The 16518-nt window shown below is 63.5% G+C and carries 12 protein-coding genes; 6 read left to right on the forward strand and 6 right to left on the reverse strand.

Annotated elements, in window-relative coordinates; translation table 11 throughout:
* Nucleotides 1–134: 134 nt before the first annotated feature.
* Entirely contained in the window at nt 135–1493 is a 1359-nt protein-coding gene (locus BOH68_RS02050) for a NarK family nitrate/nitrite MFS transporter (protein ID WP_077379024.1), read from the reverse strand.
* A 609-nt stretch (nt 1494–2102) separates the two neighbouring features.
* Here BOH68_RS02050 and BOH68_RS02055 point away from each other — a divergent pair.
* From BOH68_RS02055 to BOH68_RS02065, 3 genes are all read left to right on the forward strand, one after another.
* The gene (locus BOH68_RS02055; RefSeq protein WP_077379026.1) at nt 2103–2678 is read left to right on the forward strand and encodes an ANTAR domain-containing response regulator; all 576 of its coding nucleotides are present in this window, start codon (nt 2103–2105) and stop codon (nt 2676–2678) included.
* 50 nt (nt 2679–2728) lie between these two features.
* The gene (locus tag BOH68_RS02060; RefSeq protein WP_077379028.1) at nt 2729–3937 is read left to right on the forward strand and encodes a CmpA/NrtA family ABC transporter substrate-binding protein; all 1209 of its coding nucleotides are present in this window, start codon (nt 2729–2731) and stop codon (nt 3935–3937) included.
* 187 nt (nt 3938–4124) lie between these two features.
* Nucleotides 4125–4745 (forward strand): TetR/AcrR family transcriptional regulator, encoded by a 621-nt coding sequence (locus BOH68_RS02065; RefSeq protein WP_077379030.1) that lies wholly within the window; start codon nt 4125–4127, stop codon nt 4743–4745.
* A 183-nt stretch (nt 4746–4928) separates the two neighbouring features.
* Here BOH68_RS02065 and preA read toward each other — a convergent pair whose 3' ends face one another.
* The 4 genes from preA to BOH68_RS02085 form a co-directional block, all read right to left on the reverse strand.
* Nucleotides 4929–6293 (reverse strand): NAD-dependent dihydropyrimidine dehydrogenase subunit PreA, encoded by a 1365-nt coding sequence (preA, locus tag BOH68_RS02070; protein WP_077379032.1) that lies wholly within the window; start codon nt 6291–6293, stop codon nt 4929–4931.
* Entirely contained in the window at nt 6293–7684 is a 1392-nt protein-coding gene (locus BOH68_RS02075; RefSeq protein ID WP_077379035.1) for an NAD(P)-dependent oxidoreductase, read from the reverse strand. Before BOH68_RS02075 ends, preA begins: the two co-directional genes overlap by 1 nt.
* Nucleotides 7685–7895: 211 nt before the next feature.
* Nucleotides 7896–9338 carry a dihydropyrimidinase gene (gene hydA, locus BOH68_RS02080; RefSeq protein WP_077379037.1) on the reverse strand — a complete coding sequence of 481 codons (1443 nt, stop codon included), beginning with the start codon at nt 9336–9338 and terminating at the stop codon, nt 7896–7898.
* Nucleotides 9339–9420: 82 nt separating this feature from the next.
* On the reverse strand, nt 9421–10323 hold the full coding sequence (locus tag BOH68_RS02085) for a nitrilase-related carbon-nitrogen hydrolase (RefSeq protein WP_077379040.1): 903 nt from the start codon (nt 10321–10323) through the stop codon (nt 9421–9423).
* 768 nt (nt 10324–11091) lie between these two features.
* Here BOH68_RS02085 and BOH68_RS02090 point away from each other — a divergent pair.
* Nucleotides 11092–12618: an NCS1 family nucleobase:cation symporter-1 gene (locus BOH68_RS02090; RefSeq protein ID WP_170877479.1), complete on the forward strand. Its 1527-nt coding sequence runs from the start codon at nt 11092–11094 to the stop codon at nt 12616–12618.
* 125 nt (nt 12619–12743) lie between these two features.
* Here the strand turns inward: BOH68_RS02090 and BOH68_RS02095 are convergent, their stop codons facing one another.
* Nucleotides 12744–13637, reverse strand: a complete 894-nt coding sequence (locus tag BOH68_RS02095; protein ID WP_077379042.1) for a LysR family transcriptional regulator — start codon at nt 13635–13637, stop codon at nt 12744–12746.
* A gap of 239 nt (nt 13638–13876) precedes the next feature.
* On the opposite strand from BOH68_RS02095, the gene BOH68_RS02100 reads away from it, so the two are divergent.
* On the forward strand, nt 13877–14986 hold the full coding sequence (locus BOH68_RS02100) for an S-(hydroxymethyl)glutathione dehydrogenase/class III alcohol dehydrogenase (RefSeq protein WP_077379043.1): 1110 nt from the start codon (nt 13877–13879) through the stop codon (nt 14984–14986).
* A gap of 133 nt (nt 14987–15119) precedes the next feature.
* Entirely contained in the window at nt 15120–15983 is an 864-nt protein-coding gene (fghA, locus tag BOH68_RS02105) for an S-formylglutathione hydrolase (RefSeq protein ID WP_077379045.1), read from the forward strand.
* Nucleotides 15984–16518: the final 535 nt, after the last annotated feature.

Below are 16518 nucleotides of genomic sequence, written 5' to 3' on the forward strand. Positions count from 1 at the left end.
ACAAAGGCCCCGCCTCTCATGAGGCGGGGCCTTTGCATGTCAGGGCTCCGTGTATCAGGGCTCCGTATATCAGTTCTCTGTATATCAGGGCTGCATGTGTCAGAGGTTTGAGAAAGTCTCAGGAAGAGACAGGCTCAGACAGACACGGGCTGCTGGTCGCTCTGCTGCTTGCGTTCCGCGACGGCGGCTTCATAAGCGCGGCCTTCCTCGGCCTCGGTGGCGGCGCTGAAGCGCACCAGCAGGGCGAACAGCGAGATCACGATCACGCCCATGCCCAGATACATCAGGCCTTCCTGGTAGGTCAGTTCTTCACTGCGGAACAGGAAGCCCGCGGCGACAGCCCCCGCGTTGCCGCCCGCGCCGACGATACCGGCCACCGCGCCCAGTGCCTTGCGATTGACGAAGGGCACGATTCCGAAGGTGGCGCCTTCCGCCATCTGCACGAACAGGCTGAACACCAGCATGATGCCGATGGCTACCGCGAGGGTTTCCATCTGGGCGAAGCCGACCAGCGCCACGCCTTCACACAGCAGCGCGATGAACAGCCAGCGCACGCGACCCTTGAGGCCGGACTGACGGGCGAACAGGTCGGAGAACACGCCGCCCAGGGTGCGCGCGAACAGGTTCATCAGGCCGAACAGGCCCGCGATGAGGCCGGCGGTGGCGAGATCGAGGTCGAAGTGATCGAAGAAGTAGATGGCGGCGACGTTGTTGATGGTCAGCTCGACCCCGAAGCAGGCGCCGTAGACGAGGAACAGGGCCCAGACACGGATGTCGCGAGCCGCCGCGCCGAAGGTGGCGCGCATGCTGTATTCCTTCTCGGCCTTGGGCAGCTCACCACGCTCACGCAGCTCGCTGAAGTTGCCGTCCGGCGCATCCTGGGTGAAGAAGTAGTAGGCGATCCCGGTGAGGAACAGCACGATGCCCGGCACGACCATCGCCAGACGCCAGCCCAGGGTCTGCTCGACGCCCAGCATCAGAAGGCCGGCCATCACCAGCGGCATCAGCATCTGGGTGGTGCCGCCGCCCAGGTTGCCCCAGCCGGCGGTGGTGGCATTGGCGGTGCCGACCACGTTAGGACCGAACATCACGGAGGTGTGGTACTGGGTGATGACGAAGGACGCGCCGATGGCACCGATGGCCAGACGGGCGAGGAAGAAGGATTCGAAGCTGTCGGCGAAGCCGATGCACATCACCGGCAGAGAGCCGAGGCACAGCAGCCAGGTGTAGGCCTTGCGTGGCCCGATGCGATCACACAGCACGCCGATGGCAAGTCGCACGATCACCGTGATGGCGACGGAGGCGATGATGGTGTTGCCGATCTGGGTCTTGGTCAGGCCGAGGTCATCGCGCACCACGGCCATCAAGGGCGCGATGCCAAACCAGCCGAAGAAGCAGACGTGGAAGGCGAACCACGACATGTGGAAGGCGCGCATCTGCGGGGTATTGAAGCTGAACAGCCGGATACGGCTGGCCTTGTTGCGAATATCCATGAGTGGGCTCCTGGTACAGCGTCGGTGCCGGACGCCAGGGTCTCGGCGCACGACGGGTGGTCGAACAGCTGTGAACGACAGCGGGGCGCCTCGTCATTGAGGGGCCTGGTTCGACGCACTCGTACTCCCGGGAGCCTGGTCCACGTCATGGATGATGCATGGCACGCTTGTCTGCCATTGCCTGACTCAAAGCAAGTAGCGCGCCACTTGCGGGGGTGTTGTGCATCCAACCCCCGTCATATCAAGGGCTTGGAATCATCATGTCGGGCAAGACAGCAGTGGAGGGTAAGCAGGGCGATGCCCAGTGGCGGTGCGCGGCGGGGTGAGGATGATCCAGTCTGGCGCACGTGGCGGGCGAGAGATCGCCAGATCACGCCATGCATCATTGCTGTGCAGCCGGGCGCGCCCTTGCGCACTGCGGAAGGCCTTTCTGGCCAGCGCTGCACCAGTTTGTGGCATGAATCCTGCAGTGTCAGAGGCGTGACGCCATCCTGACTCCCGCTTGCGAAGACGCCGTCGTCCTTGATCTCGGACGTCGGTGCCTGATCGCTCGAGGCGTCGCCTGACACCCCGGCACCACCGCCTGACACACTGCCAAGGAAGCCTGATATGCCCGTGACCGTGTTGATCGTCGATGTGCGCAGCGAGCGTTCCGCCGCTCTGGAGCAGGCGCTGTTGAGCGCCGGCTTCGAGGTGGCGCTGCGGGTCGATGAACACGAGGACCTGCATGCGCTGGTGCAGCACCATCAGCCGGATGCCGTGATCATCGACGCCGACCTGCCCAGCCGTGACACCCTCGAGCACCTCGGCCAGCTGGGGCGTCACTATCCCAAGCCGATGATCATGCTGGCCAGTGAGGACGCGCCGGACCTGGTGCGCCAGGCGGCTGGCGCCGGCGTGTCCGCCTACGTGGTGGATCACGTCATGCCGGCGATGGTGCGCAGCATGGTCGAGGTGGCCATCACCAGCTTCGAGGCTCACCGTGCCCTCAAGGGCGAACTCAATCGCACCCAGACCACTCTGATACAGCGGCGCAGCGTGGATCGCGCCAAGGCGCTGGTGATGGAGAGTCGCGGACTGGGGGAGGATGCGGCCTACCAATATCTGCGCAAGACCGCGATGAATCGGCGTCTGGCATTGCACGAGCTGGCCGATGAGCTGCTCAAGGCGTCGCGTCGGCACTGAGCCGAGTCTCGTGATGTCCTTCTCTTTCGATCGTTCAAAAGGTGGATGTGATGCTCAGTGATTCTCTTCTCAATGGCCATCAGTTGACGCTGGGGTTGATGCCGCTCAATGACGCGGCACCTCTGGTGGTGGCGGAGCGTCAGGGGTTCTTCCGTGAGGAGGGGCTGGCCGTGACGCTCAAGTGGCAGCCGTCGTGGGCGGCACTGCGCGATGACCTGCAGACCGGCGTGTTGCAGGGCGCGCAGATGCTGGCGCTGATGCCGCTGACCTCGACCCTGGGGCTGGATGGCCGCGCCACACCGGTGATCAGCGCGATGACGCTCAATCTGGGCGGCAACTCCATCACCCTGTCGCGGGCCCTGATGGCGGCGCTGGCCGAGGAGGGGCATGACCTGGGCTCTCCGCTGGCGGTGTCTCGGGCGCTGGCGGCGCACGTGCAGAAGCGCCGCGAGCGTGGGGAGGCGGCGCTCAAGCTTGCCAGCGTGCATCCCTTCTCCTCGCACCGCTATCTGCTGCGTTACTGGCTGGCGGCCGGCGGAATCGACCCGAATCGCGACATCGAGATGCGTGCGGTGGCCCCGCCGTTGATGGCCGCCCAGCTGGCAAGTGGCGCGCTGGACGGCTTCTGTGTCGGAGAACCCTGGAACAGTCTGGCCGCCGTGCAGGGCATGGGGCAGGTGGTGGCGGGCAGTCATGATATCTGGCGCTTCGGACAGGAAAAGGTGCTGGGCGTGCGCGAGGACTGGGCGGAGCAGCACCCGCTGGCGCATCAGGCGCTGATTCGCGCGCTGCTCAAGGCCTGTGCCTGGCTGGACCGCCCGGGCAACCGTGAGCAGGCCGCGCAGTGGCTGCATGATGAAGGTATGCAGGAAGTGCCGCTTTCAGTGGTGGCGCGTGGACTGCGCGACGTGGATGTCGAGCAGTCGGTGGAGGCGTTCCAGCGGGAAAATCCCGGCTGGACCATCTTCCATCGCTATGCGGCCAACTTCCCGTGGCGCTCGCAGACCCGCTGGTATGCCGCCCAGATGCAGCGCTGGGGGCATCTCGAGGGAGTCAGCGACAATGACCTCGAAGCGACCCTGGCACGCTGCGTACGCCCGGACCTCTACCGCAGCGCAGCCCGCAAGCTGGGCATGGTGGTGCCGGTGGCGGATGAGCGCAGCGAAGGCACGCATCCGGCGCCCTGGTGGCTGAGCGGCGAGGCAGGGCAGGTGCCGATGCCGGCGGATGGCTTCATCGATGGGGCGGTCTTCGAATGACACCGCTGGCGCGCGCTGAAGCGTGAGGCGACAAGCCGAGGGGTGAGCAGTGGGAAGCGAGTCAAGAGGCGAGAGGCGAGGGGGCAGAGAAGAGACGCCCGCGAGCGCGAAACCTGTCGGCTCAGGCATGTTGGCAGTGCGGTTATGATATTCTCATCCCACTGCCAGCACCGCGTCAGGGGATCGCATGACCACTCGCAAGTCTCAGATTCGCAAGGATAATGTCGGCCGCATCCTGCTTGCCGCCGAAAAGATCTTCGCTCTCAAGGGCTATGTCGGCGCCAGCATGGTCGATATTGCCGCCGAGGTAGAGCTGCCCAAGTCCAATCTGCATTACTACTTCAGCACCAAGGAAGCGCTGTATCGCGCGGTGCTCGATGGTCTGCTGGCGCTGTGGAAGGAAGATGCGCTGTGCTTCGAGGCCTATGACGACCCGCAGCTGGTGCTCTCCACCTACATTCGCGCCAAGATGATGCACTCGCGCCAGCGTCCGTATGGCTCCAAGGTATGGGCCAGCGAGATCATGCAGGGCGCGCCGGTGCTGGGCGAGGAGCTGACGGTGTGGCTCGACGAGTGGGCCGAGATGAAGAAGTCACGCCTGCGCCAGTGGATCAGTGAGGGGCGCATCGACAACGTCGATGCTTCCGCCTACCTGTACATGATCTGGGCCAGCACCCAGCACTACGCCGACTTCGACCACCAGATCGCGGTACTCAATCAGGGCAAGGCGCTGAGTGATCGCGAATTCGAGCAGGCGGTGCAGAACGTCACGCGGGTGCTGCTGAAGGGCGTTGGCCTGTCTGCCTGATTCAGCAGATGATGTCATGATAAAATTATCTTGAGGCTAACAATGATCATCATTGATGGATCATTAAGCCATTGAAAAGGGGCTGCCATTGCTGGCAGCCCCTTTCTGTTTTCACGCCACTGAACGTGGTGTCATGCGCTGGAATCTGTGCGGATCATCCGGATCTTGTCCGCAACGTCAGGGTCACGCCGCGCGATGCGGGTTGCGCGGGTCCTCCATCCAGTTCATGTACGGTTTGCCGGTGTCCTGCACTTCCATGGTGATGCAGTCCTCGACCGGGCAGGTGATCTCGCACAGGTTGCAGCCCACACAGTCGGCGTCCTTCACCTCATAGCGGGCGGTGCCGTTGTCCCTGGCCAGATGCAGGATGGCCTGGTGCGAGGTGTCCTCGCAGGCGATGTAGCAGCGTCCGCAGCCGATGCACTTGTCCTGGTCGATCCGCGCGATCACCTGGTAGTTCATGTCCAGCTGCTTCCAGTCGGTGGTATTGGGCACCGCCGCGCGGGAGAACTCCTCGATACGCTGATAGCCCTTGCTGTCCATCCAGCGCCCCAGGCCGTCCTTCATCTCCTCGACGATACGGAAGCCGTGCAGCATCGCCGCGGTGCACACCTGCACGCTGCCCGCGCCGAGGGCGATGAATTCCGCGGCATCTTCCCAGTTGGAGATGCCGCCGATACCCGAGATCGGCAGGTTGGCGGTTTCCGGCGTGCGCGCGATCTCGGCCACCATGTTCAGCGCGATGGGCTTCACGGCGCTGCCGCAGTAGCCGCCATGGGTGCTGCGGTCGCCGACGATGGGATGCGCGACCATGCGGTCGAGATCCAGATGGGTGATGGAGTTGATGGTGTTGATCAGCGAGACGGCATCCGCGCCGCCGCGCCAGGCCGCCTTGGCCGGTTCGCGCACGTCGGTGATGTTGGGGGTCAGCTTGACGATCACCGGCAGCGAGCTGTAGGTCTTGCACCAGCGCGTGACCTGCTCGACATACTCCGGCACCTGGCCCACCGCGGCGCCCATGCCGCGTTCCGGCATGCCATGGGGGCAGCCGAAGTTGAGCTCGATGCCATCACAGCCGGTAGCCTCGACCTGCGGCAGGATGGTCTTCCAGGCCTCTTCCTCGCACGGCACCATCAGCGAGACGATCAGTGCGCGGTCCGGCCAGTCCTTCTTGACCTGGGTGATCTCGCGCAGGTTGATCTCCAGCGAGCGGTCGGTGATCAGCTCGATGTTGTTGAAGCCGCTGACCTCGCCATTCGGGCCATAGTGCGCCGAATAGCGCGAGGAGACGTTCACTGCCGCCGGGTCTTCCCCCAGCGTCTTCCAGACCACGCCACCCCAGCCGGCCTCGAAGGCGCGTACCACGTTGTAGGCCTTGTCGGTGGGCGGGGCGCTGGCCAGCCAGAAGGGGTTGGGGGCGCGGATGCCGGCGAAGTTGACCGACAGATCGGCCTTGTAGCTGGCGACGTGATCGTCAGCCGCTGCAGAACTTGAACCAGAGCCTGCCGGACGCGCGTTGTCATCATTGAGCGGGGTATGAATGGTCATCAGGCGGCCTCCACCTTGAGCATCAGATCGTGATGGATGGCCTCGGCGGCCAGCTTGCCGTGGGCGACGGCTTGAACGGTGAGATCCTGTCCGCGAGCGATGCAGTCACCGCCGGCATAGACGCCCGGCAGACTGGTGCGCAGCATCTCGTCCACCTCTATCTTCGCCCCCTCGCGGGCCAGCCCTGCGGCATGCGCATCGCTCAGGCTCGCGTCATCGAAGCCCTGGCCGATGGCGGTGAAGACCCCATCGCAGGCCAGGGTGAAGGTCTCGCCGGTATCGACGAGTCGGCCATCCTCGACCCGTGTGCGCGCGAACTGCATCGCATTGAGCGCGGCGGCATCATTACCCTCACTGTCGCTTGCCACATCGATGGCCAGCGGACGCGCCCAGGTGTGGATCATCACGCCATTGGCACGCGCGATTTCCTGCTCGTGATGGGTGGCGGACATCTGCTCCTCGCCACGCCGATAGACCAGATCCACCGTCTGTGCGCCGAGGCGCCTGGCCTGCACGGCGATGTCGATGGCGGTGTTGCCCGCGCCGATCACCACCGCGTGCCTCGGCACTGCCAGCGCGTTCAGTTCGCCGCTCTGACGCAGCACCTTGATGAAGTCGGTGGCCGCCATCAGGCCGCTGGCATCCTCGCCGGTCAGGCCGAGGGCATGGCTGGTGCCAAGGCCCAGGCCCAGGAAGACGCTGTCGAACTCGCGTGTCAGGGAGGCCAGCGCCAGGTTGTCGCCGAGGCGCTGGCCGTGGCGGATCTCGATGCCGCCGATCTCGAGCAGGAATTCGACTTCGCGGGCGGCGAAGTCATCGGTCAGCTTGTAGCGAGCGATGCCGTATTCATTCAGGCCACCGGCTTTCTCCTCGGCCTCGAAGATCACCACGTCGTGGCCGAAACGCGCCAGGCGGTGGGCGCAGGAAAGCCCGGCAGGCCCGGCACCGACCACGGCGATGCGCCGGCCGGTGCTGGCTGCCCGCGTGAACGGGTGGGCCTCGAACTGGGCGTTGTCCAGCGCATGGCGCTGCAGCAGGCCGATCAGCACCGGCTGGCACTCATCGCCCTGATTGCGCACGCAGGACTGCTCACAGAGGATCTCGGTGGGGCAGACGCGGGCGCAGCTGCCACCGAGGATATTGGCATCGAGAATCTCGCCGGCGGCGCCGTCGAGATTGTCATCGTGGATACGGCGGATGAAGGTCGGGATATCGATGCTGGTCGGGCAGGCCTTGATGCAGGGCGCGTCATAGCAATACAGGCAACGCGAACTCTCGATGAAGGCCTGGCGCTTGGTGAGCGCCGGATGCAGATCAGTGAAGCGCGCACTCAGCGCCTCTTCCGCGAGCCCGGACGGGGCCCAGTGGGAAGGAGTGGAGGATGTCGTCACGGTGTGGCTCCTGCCCGCGCTCAGGCGCGGGGTCGTTGTTGTTGGTCTTGCAGGCGAGTCAGATCGTCTTGCGCTAGCAGCGTCTTGTTTGGCAACGCCTTGATTGGCAGCGCTTCGGGACCGGCAGCGCGTCAGGTGCGCTGCCAGGCCGTCGTTCAGTCGTGTCGTTCAGTCGTGTCGGTCTTGTCTTGTTCGAGTCGTTCGTCGGCCGTCAGCTGCGATCCACGGCGGTGACGACATTGCTCTCGGCGCGGGCCTTGAGCTGGTCGAAGACACTGGGGTAGGGCGGGCGTTCGACGTACTGGCCGTGACCGCGCTTGGCATGCAGCTCGCCATCGCGCCATGCCCAGTCGCCGCGGCTGATGGTGTGACGCGGGATACCCTTGACGGTGCGGCCTTCGAAGATGTTGAAGTCGATGTTCTGGTGGTGAGTCTTCGCCGAGATGGTGCGTTCGGCGTTGGGGTCCCAGACCACGATGTCGGCGTCGCTGCCGACCCGGATCGCGCCCTTGCGCGGGTACAGATTGAAGATCTTGGCGGCGTTGGTGGAGGTCAGGCCGACGAAGTCCTCGGCGGAGAAGCGCCCGGTGTTGACGCCCTCGTGCCACAGCATCGCCATGCGATCCTCGACCCCGGCGGTGCCGTTGGGAATCTTCGAGAAGTCGTCCTTGCCCATCTCCTTCTGCTCGGCGCAGAAGCAGCAGTGATCGGTGGCGGTGGTCTGCAGGTCACCGGACTGGATGCCGCCCCACAGTGCCTGGCGGTGCTCCAGCGAGCGGAACGGCGGGCTCATCACGTGGCCTGCCGCGAATTCCCAGCTCTTGTTCTGATAGACCGCTTCATCGATCAGCAGATGGCCTGCCAGCACCTCGCCGTAGACCGGCTGACCGTGCTCGCGGGCGTAGCGGATTTCCTCCAGCGCATCGGCGGTGGAGACGTGCACCAGATACACCGGCGTGCCCAGAGTGCCGGCGATGCGGATGGCGCGGCTGGCGGCCTCGCCCTCGACCTGCGGCGGACGCGACAGCGGATGTGCCTCGGGCCCGGTAATGCCATCGGCCAGCAGCTTCTGCTGCAGGTGGTAGACCAGCTCGCCGTTCTCGGCATGCACGGTGGGAATCGCGCCCAGCTCCAGACAGCGCGCGAAGCTCGAGACGAGGGTGTCGTCCGGCGCCATGATGGCGTTCTTGTAGGCCATGAAGTGCTTGAAGCTGTTGACCCCGTAATCGGAGACCAGCGTCTGCATGTCCTGGCTGACGCTCTCGTCCCACCAGGTGACGGCGACGTGGAAGCTGTAGTCGCAGCACGACTTCTCGGCCCACTCGCGCCAGGTGTGATAGGCCTCCATCAGCGGTTGCTGGGGGGAGGGAATCACGAAATCGATGATCATGGTGGTACCGCCGGCCAGCGCCGCGGCGGTGCCGCTCTGGAAATCCTCGCTGGCCACGGTGCCCATGAAGGGCAGCTGCATGTGGGTGTGCGGGTCGATGCCGCCGGGCATCACCAGACAGCCGCTGGCGTCGATCACCTCGCAGTCGTCCGGTACCTCGAGGTCGGTGCCGATGGCGGTGATGGTCTCGCCGTCACACAGCACATCGGCGGTGTAGCGCTCTTCGTGGGTCTGGATGCTGCCGCCCTTGATCAGGATTGCCATGAATCTCTCCCGGCCGCATCGCGCGGCCTTGTCCGGCATTGAGTGTCAGGTCGTGTTGTCGTTGTCGTTATCGTGCTGGCCGTCATTCACCATCGGTGAGGCGGGTATAGGCGTCCGGACGGCGGTCACGGAAGAACTGCCAGTTGTTGCGCACCTCGCGCACCATCGCCATGTCGAGATCGTGGATCAACAGCTCGTCCTCGGTGGCGCTGGCCTGGGCTTCGATCTGGCCGCGTGGATTCACGAAGTAGGAGGAGCCGTAGAACTCGCCGATATCCCAGGGCTGTTCATGGCCGACACGGTTGATGGCGGCGATGTAGCAGCCATTGGCGGCGGCGGAGGCGGGTTGTTCCAGCTCCCACAGATACTGGGAGAGGCCGGCGACGGTGGCGGAGGGATTGAAGATGATCTCGGCGCCGTTGAGCGCCAGCGCGCGCCAGCCTTCCGGGAAGTGGCGGTCGTAGCAGATGTAGACGCCGATGCGCCCGTAGGCGGTGTCGAAGACCGGCCAGTCGGACTTGCCGGGCTTGAAGAAGAATTTCTCCCAGAAGCCCGCCACCTGCGGGATGTGGGTCTTGTGATACTTGCCCAGATAGCTGCCGTCGGCATCGATGACGGCGGCGGTGTTGTAGTACACCCCCGGCTGCACTTCCTCGTAGAGGGGCACGATGATCACCATCTGATGCTTCTTCGCGTACTGCTGCATCAGGGTGACGGTGGGGCCGTCCGGCACGCGCTCGGCGGCGGCATACCACTTGGCATCCTGGCTCGGGCAGAAATAGGGCTGATTGAAGACTTCCTGGAAGCACAGGATCTTGACGCCTGCCTCACCGGCCTGGTCGATCAGCGGCAGGTGGGCCTCGTTCATGGCATCGCGGATCTGTGCGGGCTCGAGGTCGGTGGAGACGTTGAGTCCCATCTGGATGACGGCGCAGCGCAGCTTGCCGGCATCCTCGCGGTAGGAGATGCGGGAGTCGTTCGACATGTCATCCTCATCGGGCGGCTTGGTGCCGGTTGTTGTTGTCTTCAATGAGTGCTGGTGGGCAGAGCGGGTGAGCCGGGATGGCGCGAAATGGGTCCTGGAAAATCACTCCGCCTGTCCGGAAAGTCTGCATGCCCGCGGCAGGTATCGTGGGTCAGGGAAGGTCCGATGCAGATCCTGTCTCACCAGTCAGCTTAATGAACATTAGACAGTGTTCCCGCGTTCGGCAAGACGAAGTGTCAAATAAAGTCTTGTAGATTTATCTTGTTGTTATAAAAGGATTTTCGGTCAAGATTTCGCATGAATTCACCATTGTGGTGCCAGGAGAATCAGCGTGGTTCACGCGATTTTCAAAGGAAAACTCAATGCACATCAGTGGCTTGTGATCGTCTGTATGGGCCCTGTGCAAGACCGCCTTGCACCAGCTTGGAACCTGACCATACTGACAATTGGCGCGAACACGGCGTGTCGCCACCTGACGGACATCAGACGGTAAAACCCGCGCCATTGCCTCTCAAGTTGTCTTGCGGGACAGGTTTGATTTGACGGCAATAATGCCGCCATCGGCATGCGATTTGCCCATGAAAGGTACCGCTTCATGTGGATGGGTAATTCGAGCATCCCTTGGCTGAAACAGGGTGAAAAGTGAATCAGGAGGGTGAAGGAAGGGACGGATCTTCAAAGACGGCAAGACGCGCCACAGAGCGCAAAGCCAGGACAAGCGACGTGCATCACCCTCAACAATAACAACAGCTGAACAGGTGAGGACTCATGGCCCCGACACAGACTCGCTCGCACATGGTGCGCAGCAATGAGGAAATGATCGAGCTGGTGGTGGCGCAGGACGTCGCCCGCAGCCCGCGCTACAACGAGGATATCGCGCCGACCAGGAGCGCTGAGCGCACCTGGTCGCGCTGGAACATCGCCGCGCTGTGGGTCGGCATGTCGATCTGCGTACCCACCTATACCCTGGGCGGCGTGCTCACTGCCTACTTCGGATTGAGTGTCGGCGAGGCGCTGATCACGATTCTGGTCGCCAATCTGGTGGTACTGATTCCGCTGACGCTGAACGCCTTCCCCGGCACGCGTTTCGGGATTCCCTTTCCGGTAGTGCTGCGTTCATCGTTCGGGATCATCGGCTCCAACGTGCCGTGCATGATTCGGGCGGTGGTCGCCTGTGGCTGGTTCGGTATCCAGACGATGTTCGGCGGCCTGGCGATTCACCTGCTGCTCTCGAGCCTCTCGGCGGACTGGAAGGCGCTGGGCGGGGTGGGCGAGGTCATCGGCTTCTTCATCTTCTGGGCGCTCAACCTGTTCGTGGTGATTCGCGGCGCGGAATCCATCAAGTGGCTGGAGACGCTCTCCGCGCCCTTGCTGCTGGCGGTGGGGGTCGGCCTGATGGTGTGGGCGCTGCCGCATACCTCGATCAGCGAACTGCTGGCCCAGCCACCGAATCGTCCCGAAGGCGATGGCGTGGCCAGCTACTTCATGGCGGGCCTGACCGCGATGGTCGGCTTCTGGGCGACGCTGTCGCTGAACATCCCGGACTTCAGCCGTTACGCGAAGAGCCAGAAGGACCAGATCGTCGGTCAGATCATCGGCCTGCCGCTGACGATGTTCTTCTTCGCGGCGCTCGGCGTGGTGCTGACGGCCGCTTCCAGCTCGCTGGTGGGGGAGACCATCTCCGACCCGGTCAACCTGATCGGTCGCATCGACAGCCCCGGCTGGGTCGCCATCGCCATGGTGCTGATCATCATCGCGACGCTCTCCACCAACACCGCCGCCAACATCGTCTCGCCGACCAATGATTTCCAGAACATCGCGCCGAAATTCATCAACCAGACGCGCGGCGTGCTGCTCACCGGGCTGGTCGGGGTGCTGCTGATGGGCTTCGAGCTGATCAAGAAGATGGGCTGGATCGTCTCCGACGTGAGCCTCGAGAGCCTCTATTCCAACTGGCTGTTGGGCTATTCGAGTCTGCTGGGGCCGATCGCGGGAATCATGATCGTCGACTACTTCGTGATCCGTCGCCAGTCCTTCGATCTGCCGGCGCTCTATCTGGATGGCAGCACCTACCCGGCCTTCAATCCAGCGGGCTTCATCGCCTTCTTCGTGCCGGTGGGGCTGACGGTGATCAGCTTCTCGCAGCCCGGGCTTTCCTGGTTCTACGACTACGGCTGGTTCACCGGCTCGCTGCTGGGGGCGCTGGTCTACTTCGTGGCCAGCAAGCTGCTGGTCAAGGCACCGCCGGTGCATCTGCCGGAGGCGATACCGGGTGGCGGCGCGCAGCGTGCCTGACGCCGCTGGTGGATAGCTCGCAACGCAACGTCACGTGCAACGACAGACGGGCTGCCCATCGGCAGCCCGTCTGTCGTCGTGACAAGGGGAAGTGACGGCCGGTTGAGGCCTTCGCGCCCTGGGTGTCAGCCCACCAGGCCGGGGATGCCGTCCTCGAAGCGCTCGACCATGAAGTCGACGAACTGGCGCACCTTGGGCGAGAGATGGCGGTGGCGGGGATAGACGATCCACACCCCGGTATCGCGCACCTGATACTCATCCAGCACCGAGATCAGCTTGCCACTGGCTAGGTGAGGCGCGACGTAATAGTCGGGAATCTGGGCAAGCCCGAGGCCCTTGAGCGTGGCGTCCAGCAGTGCCGGCCCGGAATTGGCCTGCCAGCTGCCGGAGATGCGCACTTCGCGGCGCTGGCCCTCGACCTCGAACAGCCATTCACGCTTGGAGCCCGCCAGACAGCGGTGGCTGGAGAGCTCCGCCAGGGTGTGCGGACGCGGCGCACGCTGAAAGTAGTCGTGCGAGGCGACGACATACTCCTGGCGGTCCACCAGTCGCCGCGCGATCAGCGAGGAGTCCTTGAGCACGCCCATGCGAATGGCGACATCGAAGCCCTCGTCGATCAATTCCACCGGACGATTGGTGAAGTGCATCTGCACCTCCAGCTGCGGGTGCATCAGCTGGAAGTCGTTGACCAGTGGCGCGACGTAGCGCTCACCGAAGGTGGTGGCGCTGGTCAGCTTGAGCACGCCGCTGGGACGGGCATGGAAGTCGCCGATGGCCTGTTCGGCGGCGCGGAAGCCATCGAAGAGGTGATGGCAGTGCTCGTAATACACCTGTCCGGCATCGGTGAGACGCGTCTGACGGGTCGTGCGATAGAGCAACTGGGTATCAAGCTGGGCTTCCAGCTGGCTGATCAGGCGACTGACATGTGAGCTGGAGACCCCGAGATGACGGGCGGCACCGGAAAACGAGCCGATTCTGACGACTTCCACAAAGGCTTCGATGCGGTCCCAACGCTGCATGCCCGCTCCTCATCATTGTTGTTGAGTGACAATAATCATCTGAGTGCTGACGGCTTAATCCCGCCAAGGTCACTGCGTAGACTGTGTTGCATACTGATGGCACCGCACGCGTTGCGGCAATGCATTGCTCCTTGCCTGTCCCCCTGCGTGAGCCCCTTGTGAGCAAGGGGGCACCGGCAGGCTCGCCGGGAGAATGCCACGGATCAGTCTACCGCCATTGTTGCTCCGAGGAGATATTAATGAAATCACGTGCTGCGATTGCGCTGGAAGCCGGCAAGCCGCTGGAGCTGGTCGAGATCGATGTCGAAGGACCGAAGGCCGGCGAGGTGCTGGTACGCATCGTCAATACCGCCGTCTGCCACACCGATGCCTACACCCTGTCCGGCGCAGACCCCGAAGGCCTGTTCCCGTCCGTGCTGGGCCATGAAGGCGCGGGTATCGTCGAGGAAGTGGGCGAGGGTGTCACCGGTCTGGTGCCGGGCGACCACGTTATCCCGCTCTATACCGCCGAATGCGGCAAGTGCAAGTTCTGCCTCTCCGGCAAGACCAACCTGTGCAGCGCCGTGCGTGCCACCCAGGGCCGTGGCCTGATGCCGGATGGCACCTCGCGCTTCTCGCTGGACGGCAAGATGCTGCACCACTACATGGGCACATCTACCTTCTCCGAGTACACCGTGGTGCCGGAAGTCTCGCTGGCCAAGGTGTCCAAGGAAGCGCCGCTGGACAAGATCTGCCTGCTGGGCTGTGGCGTCACCACCGGTATCGGCGCGGTGATGAATACCGCCAAGGTCGAGCCGGGTGCCACCGTGGCCATCTTCGGTCTCGGCGCCATCGGTCTGGCCGCCATCCAGGGCGCGGTGATGGCCAAGGCGTCGCGCATCATCGCCATCGACATCAATGAGGACAAGTTCGATCTGGCCCGCAAGTTCGGCGCCACCGACTTCGTCAACCCGAGCAAGCTGTCCGTGCCGGTCCAGGAAGCCATCGTCGACATGACCGACGGCGGCGTCGACTACTCCTTCGAGTGCATCGGCAACGTCAAGGTCATGCGTGCCGCGCTCGAGTGCGCGCACAAGGGCTGGGGCGAATCCATCATCATCGGCGTCGCCGGTGCCGGTGAAGAGATCGCCACCCGCCCCTTCCAGCTGGTGACCGGGCGTGTCTGGAAAGGCTCCGCCTTCGGTGGCGTCAAGGGCCGTACCGAGCTTCCGGGCTACGTCGAGCGCTACATGGATGGCGCGATCAACCTCGACGACTTCGTCACCCACCAGATGCCCTTCGAGAAGATCAACGAGGCCTTCGACCTGCTGCATGAAGGCAAGTCGATCCGTACCGTGCTGAGCTTCTGATCCGCGAGCGATCTTTGGCTGAAACGCCTCCGGGCCGGGCAGGCAAGCGTGATGCCTGGGCGGGCTCGGAGCGTGAAACGGCGTCGGCTTGCCGACGCCGTCTTCATGAGGCGATATCACAAGGGAGAGCATGATGACCGCGACCGAACAACTCGAGCTGGTCAGCGCCAACAAGGTGCATGGTGGCTGGCTCAAGCGTTACCGTCACCGCAGCGGCAGTCTGGATTGCGACATGGTGTTCGCCATCTATCTGCCGCCGCAGGCCGAACAGGGCCCGGTGCCGATGCTGTGGTGGCTGTCGGGGCTGACCTGCACCGACGAGAACTTCATGCAGAAGGCCGGCGCGCAGCGCAAGGCAGCCGAGCTGGGCATCGCCCTGATCTGCCCGGACACCAGCCCGCGTGGCGTGGACCTGCCCGGCGAAGATGACAGCTATGACTTCGGCAGCGGTGCCGGCTTCTACGTCAATGCCACCCGCGAGCCGCGGGCGCGCCATTACCGCATGTACGACTACGTCACCGAGGAGCTGCCGGCGCTCGTCAAGCGTCACTTCCCGGTGGATGGCGAACGCGAGTCCATCTCCGGCCACTCCATGGGCGGCCATGGTGCGCTGATCTGCGCGCTGAAGAATCCGGGCCGCTATCGCTCGGTCTCCGCCTTCGCTCCGATCGCCAATCCGATGGCCTGCCCGTGGGGCGAGAAGGCCTTCAGCGGCTATCTCGGCGATGACCGCACCCAGTGGGCGCAGTGGGATACCTGCGAGCTGGTCAAGCAGGCGGGCAACAGCGGTGCCGCGCGTCAGGAGCTGTTCGTCGAGCAGGGCGAGAATGACCAGTTCCTGGAAGAGCAGCTCAAGCCGGAGCGTCTGGAGGCGGTCTGCGCCGAGCAGGACCACCCGCTGATCCTGCGTCGCCAGCCCGGCTATGATCACAGCTACTTCTTCATGGCCAGCTTCATCGATGAGCATCTGACCTACCATGCGAAACACCTCCTTTGAGGTGTGAGGATGGTAGCCAATGAAGATAAAAAGGCATGCGAAACACCTCCTTTGAGGTGTGAGGATGGTAGCCAATGAAGATAAAAAGGCATGCGAAACACCTCCTTTGAGGTGTGAGGATGGTAGCCAATGAAGATGAAAAGGCATGCGAAACACCTCCTTTGAGGTGTGAGTGTGGTGGCCGGTAGAGATGAAAAGGCATGCGAAACACCTTCTTTCTTGAGGTGAGCCTGAAGCCTCGAGCTGTGATGTGACATTGCCAGCCACAGGGGATCGCTCCCCGAGCAGAGAACCTGCGTGAAAGACAGAAACGACAGCCCCGGCATCCATCACAGGATGTCGGGGCTGTCGTTTTTCCGTCATGAGCGACACCGCCTTTCAGAACCTTTCGCTATGAAGGGCGGTTTTCGTGGCTCGCGGTTATATCGCGTCGATGTCAGCCAATCACGGCGTTATTCTGTGCCGTACAGCAACGATGATTTGCCGTGCAGCGGCGATTTAATCGCTGCGCGGTATCAGGGCGATGGTTTACTGT

The sequence above is a fragment of the Cobetia sp. MM1IDA2H-1 genome (genome assembly GCF_002916775.2).
GTDB lineage: Bacteria > Pseudomonadota > Gammaproteobacteria > Pseudomonadales > Halomonadaceae > Cobetia > Cobetia marina.